Annotated in this window: 7 protein-coding genes; 4 read left to right on the forward strand and 3 right to left on the reverse strand. The window is 41.0% G+C overall.

Going from position 1 to position 4844, the window contains the following annotated elements:
* Both ACTHJT_RS12105 and ACTHJT_RS12110 read right to left on the reverse strand, forming a co-directional pair.
* On the reverse strand, window positions 1-503 hold a 503-nt coding region (locus ACTHJT_RS12105), incomplete at its 3' end, for a hypothetical protein (protein WP_440238510.1).
* 420 nt (window positions 504-923) lie between these two features.
* Window positions 924-1172, reverse strand: coding sequence for a hypothetical protein (locus ACTHJT_RS12110; RefSeq protein WP_440238512.1), 249 nt, complete (start codon window positions 1170-1172; stop codon window positions 924-926).
* Between the two features lie 297 nt (window positions 1173-1469).
* On the opposite strand from ACTHJT_RS12110, the gene ACTHJT_RS12115 reads away from it, so the two are divergent.
* From ACTHJT_RS12115 to ACTHJT_RS12130, 4 genes are all read left to right on the forward strand, one after another.
* A complete protein-coding gene (locus ACTHJT_RS12115; protein ID WP_440238514.1) occupies window positions 1470-2096 on the forward strand; it encodes a hypothetical protein in 627 nt (208 codons plus the stop codon).
* 173 nt (window positions 2097-2269) lie between these two features.
* Window positions 2270-3244, forward strand: a complete 975-nt coding sequence (locus ACTHJT_RS12120; protein WP_440238516.1) for an aldo/keto reductase — start codon at window positions 2270-2272, stop codon at window positions 3242-3244.
* Window positions 3245-3272: 28 nt separating this feature from the next.
* Window positions 3273-3437, forward strand: a complete 165-nt coding sequence (locus tag ACTHJT_RS12125) for a hypothetical protein (protein WP_440238518.1) — start codon at window positions 3273-3275, stop codon at window positions 3435-3437.
* 88 nt (window positions 3438-3525) lie between these two features.
* Window positions 3526-4443, forward strand: coding sequence for a helix-turn-helix domain-containing protein (locus tag ACTHJT_RS12130; RefSeq protein ID WP_440238520.1), 918 nt, complete (start codon window positions 3526-3528; stop codon window positions 4441-4443).
* A 298-nt stretch (window positions 4444-4741) separates the two neighbouring features.
* On the opposite strand, the gene ACTHJT_RS12135 is transcribed toward ACTHJT_RS12130, so the two are convergent.
* Window positions 4742-4844: winged helix-turn-helix transcriptional regulator (locus ACTHJT_RS12135; protein WP_440238522.1), on the reverse strand; the 103-nt coding region annotated here is incomplete at its 5' end.

Consider the following 4844-nt stretch of genomic DNA (forward strand, 5'->3'; position numbering starts at 1 on the left):
TCATTGCTGTTTACTGTTTCGCGGTTTAAGATCCATTTACGGGCAGCGGCTTTCCAGTCTGTAATGGGTTGCTGGGTTTTGGTGCGCCAGCCGGTGGCCTCGTAATAGAAAAAGAATTTTTTGGCTTCACTAAGCTGCCACTTGTTGTCGTTGAAGTAGGTGACTACTTCAATTTGTGTAGGATGGACAGCAATGGAAGCATCAACCGGAATCTGGTTGCAGAAATTATACATGCTGATGGGCGAATCACGCGCATTGAAACTTGGCGCATAGTTGATGTAATCCCATTCATGCAGTTCCTTGAGGTATTTGGTATAGGTGGTAAATGAACCTATTTTAGCCGCGTTCATGATATCAATACGGTTTACGGCCATTGGTATTTTAAAATGCTGGTGGTTCCACTGCTGGAACAATGCCATGTATAATGAAATGTGTGCGGGTGACAAACGGGGATCATCGTTCATGATCTCCAAAACTTTGTTCAGGTGTTTGATGTAATTCATTTTTAAGGGATGTATTGGGAAAATCATTGTGTACGTTAAAAATATTTTCTAAAAACATAGCTGGTGTTTTTTCAAAAAAGTAAACGTACTGTATTCGTATCTGGTACATATTTTCAACATGCACGACACTTTATTTATTGTTGAATGTTTTCTACATGGTTATCATTTTTAAACTTTTGTTAAACATATGTGCTCTACAGCTACTACAAATACGGTATGGCTATGCAGCCTGCATACATGTACCTGCGCGCGGATGCTGGTAAATGCAAATGCTATACCAATAAATGAAACGGTGAATGAATGAGAGGAAATAAATAGATGAGAGGGAAAAAATCTTCGACGGGTATGGGTATTTTATCTCTGAAGGAATAAGCGTATTGAATGTTTTCAAAAAATAATGATCTTAATCATTATTCTAATTTATAACAAAGTGAAGATATACTTGCCAATAATAATGGAGTTGGTGCTATCCTTGCAGGTACTGATAATACCGGAAGCATCAATCTCAAAAGGTATGATTCTGTTTTCGATAACTAATTTACCGGAGATAATAGAATTAACAAACGATAAACATTTAAACTCATAAGGATGTATGCAGATAAAATAATTGTTTCTCTCCTGCATTAAAATATATACATCATAAATGGAGTAAGTGCTTTTTGTGAGCATGAAAATAAGTCGGTTAACATTTATATAAATTCGATCGAATCAATTAAAAAAACGGCAAGAACTTTTCAATTTCTTGCCGGCTATTAATTCAGCAGAAAACAATAAATCTTTTAATGCAAAAATATCTTAACGTAGGCGTTCAAAAAATATACAAAGGTTAATAAATGACCTATTTGTTATATAAATAAATTGATTTATTACACTTTTTAACATTAGTAATCATTTTAACTGTAAACTATACTAACATAACTTTTGTAAAAACGTACGTTTAAAAAATTAAACTTTAAAACTATGGACATGTTCAACAAACTACTCGACTTACTTCAGAAGCAAAACAGCGGGCTGCTTTTAACTGCCACTATATTATTTATTCTTTTACATTATTCAGATAAAATTACAAACCTACTGAGCCTGTTTAAAAAGACAACGATGCCCAATATTTATAATTCCAATGACGGCTCGTACAGCTCTAAGGTATTAGCTGACCTGGATGAAATAAAATCCTTTCAGCAGCGGGGAATCAATTATGTAGAACGTTATAACAGGGAGCGGATTTTCTGTTTGCACGAACAATTAAAAGGAAAGATTTCTTACAAAGCAATCAGCCGGGCGGCCGAATACATTCATGTGGATGATGATAATAAATATGTGATGGAAATACCGGTATTGGAACATGTTAAATATTATGCATTGAACGCATTCATTTTGCTTTTCCTCTTTATTACTGCAGCTCTATTAACAGCCCTTACCACAGTATCTGCTGCCAGTGATTTATATATAAACTTATCACTGGCTCTTATGTGCTTATACATATTTTGCCTGTTTGTTCACATGAATGCAGCCATGACCATTGCAAAAAAAATATCAAAAATGATTCGCGGAAGGGAGTTATTTTATAGCGATAAAATCGAAGTCATGCAGTAGAAGCATGTTAAGAAAGGCACAAGCGAATGCTTGCGCCAGCGTGGTTGAAAAGACCTAACACGGTTAGAGACGAACCAGAACAATTCTCTTTTTGGCTACAACAATCCCTGATCCGGCAACTTTTTTTATTCCGTTTTGTGTGAGCTTTGTGATGGAATTAAACCTCACACATCATGAACAGAATATTAGGGAAAAATGGCCCTTCGGTTTCGGCCATTGGCCTGGGCTGCATGGGCATGTCTGGCGCATACGGACAAAGCGATGAAAAGGAATCTATCGCTACCATAGAGCAGGCGCTTGAGCTGGGACATAATTTTTTAGATACGGCAGATTTTTACCTTTCGGGTCATAACGAAATGCTCATAGGCCAGGCGCTTAAAGGCAAGCGCGACAAGGCTTTCCTTTCGGTAAAAACGGGCATGATGGCTTCGCCCATGGGCTATGGCGCTGTGAACGGCCACCCGAGTTATATCTACCATGCAGTGATGCATAGCCTGCAACGCCTGAAAACGGATTACATTGATCTGTACACAATCGCACGTATTGATGCGGATGTACCTGTTGAGGAAACTGTGGGCGCCCTGGCTGAATTGGTAAACAAAGGTATTGTGCGGTATATTGGTTTATCGGAGGCTTCAGTCAACAGTATCCGCAAGGCCGCGGCAACGCATACAATCACGGCGCTGCAAATAGAATACTCGCTCTGGACACGTGATATTGAAGCGGAGGTGCTGCCTGCCATCCGCGAACTGGGCATTGGCCTGGTTGCTTACTCGCCTTTGAGCCGGGGCTTTTTGAGCGGCGAGTTAAAAAAGCCGGAAGACCTGACGGATAACCGTGCGCACATGCCGCGCTTCCAGGGGGAGAACTTCTACAAAAATCTGGAGCTGGTAGAAAAAATAAAAACGCTGGCTGCGGAAAAAGGATGCAGTCCGTCGCAGCTGGCCATTGCATGGGTGCTGGCACAGGGCGAGGATATTATCACGATACCGGGTACTAAACGCATTAAATACCTGGAAGAGAATATTGCATCTGAAAAGGTGACGCTCACTCAGGAAGATTTACAGAGCCTCGATGCGATCATGCCTGCCGGTGCAGCGGCGGGTACGCGTTATCCTGAAAGGTTTATGGGGATGCTGAACAGGTAGGCTTTTGTTTGTTCTTTGATCATAACTGATGTCAGATGAAATGCAGGCTTCCGTTCGCCACGGCGAATGCAAATCCGGAAGCGCTAATGATCTTATTGCAGTGGGTGGTTGGTCGAAAAGACCAACCACGGCGAAAAATTTCTTAACGCAATTTGAAATGAGGCCATTGGATTATAAATCCAGAAGAGCCTAAATTAAAAAGCACAAGCGAATGCTTGCGCCAGCGGTGATGTTTGCGCCGGCGATTCACGGTTCATAAAAATTATTGATACATTTATACTATGAAGAAGAAGGATACTGCACCAAAGAAATTTGATTCGTTGTCTGAACTGCACCGGTTGCTTGGGCTGCCAAAGCCTCTGCACCCGATGATCAGCCTGGTAGAAAACAAAAACAACGCGATTGACTTAAGTAAGCTGCCTGATACGTTTGTGCATGGTTTTTATAAGATCTCTTATAAAACGAAACTTACGGGAAAGATTAAGTACGGCCAGGGCTACTATGATTTTGATGAAGGGGGTTTGTTGTTTAAGGCGCCCAACCAGGTAAGCGCGAATGGTGAGATGAGCCAGGACCATTCGGGTTTTACAGTGTTGTTTCATGCTGATTTCTTAGCGGGTTATCCTTTGGCAAAAAAAATAAAGCAGTATGGTTTCTTTTCGTATGCTGTAAATGAAGCGCTGCATCTTTCAGAGAAAGAAAAAGCAACGGTGATTTCTATTTTTAAAAATATAGATGAGGAGCTGAACAGCACGATTGATGACTTCAGTCAGGATGTGATTATTTCTCAACTTGAATTGCTTTTGAATTACAGCAATCGTTTTTATAAACGTCAGTTTCTTACGCGGAAAACGGTAAACAACAGTCTGCTGCAAAAGCTTGAAGAGATACTGGATGATGCTTTCGATGATGAAAACCTCTTGAATCAAGGTATCCCGACGGTGCATGCGCTGGCTGATAAGCTGCATCTGTCGCCGAGTTATTTAAGCGATATGCTCCGGTCGTTAACGGGTCAGAACACGCAGCAGCATATTCACCATAAACTGATTGAAAAAGCGAAGGAGAAATTGTCTGTTACGAGTTTATCAGTGAGGGAAATTGCGTATGCGCTGGGCTTTGAGCATTCGCAATCGTTCAGTAAATTTTTCAAAACAAAAACGAATTTATCTCCGCTGCAGTTCAGGGCTTCTTTCAATTAAGGTTTATGGCTGAGGTATTTTGTCTGGTGCAAGGCGGATTGTAAACCCGGTAGAGCTGGTGAGAATAAATATAGTCTAAGACTACAAAATAAATGATACCAGTCCCCGCTTCGCTAAGACTGGCGCCAGCGAGGATTGCTTAGGAAGTAAAAATAAATAGCGGATTACAAATCCTCCGCCGCGGCGGATTATCTGGCTTCCGTTCGCCGCGGCGAATGCAAATCCGGAAGAGCTGGAGGAGAATGCTTGCACCAGCAAGTGCGGGCTGATTGCTTCAGCGGCTCAAATGTGCAATGACTTATTTACCGACAATTTCTTTGCGGAAAGTAGTGCCCCAGTTTAAAATTTCGTCCATCATTTTTTTCATAGACTTGCCCAATGGTGTTAGCGAATACTCTACC

The sequence above is a fragment of the Cytophaga sp. genome, assembly GCF_051961495.1.
In the GTDB taxonomy this organism is placed as follows: Bacteria; Bacteroidota; Bacteroidia; order Cytophagales; family Cytophagaceae; genus Cytophaga.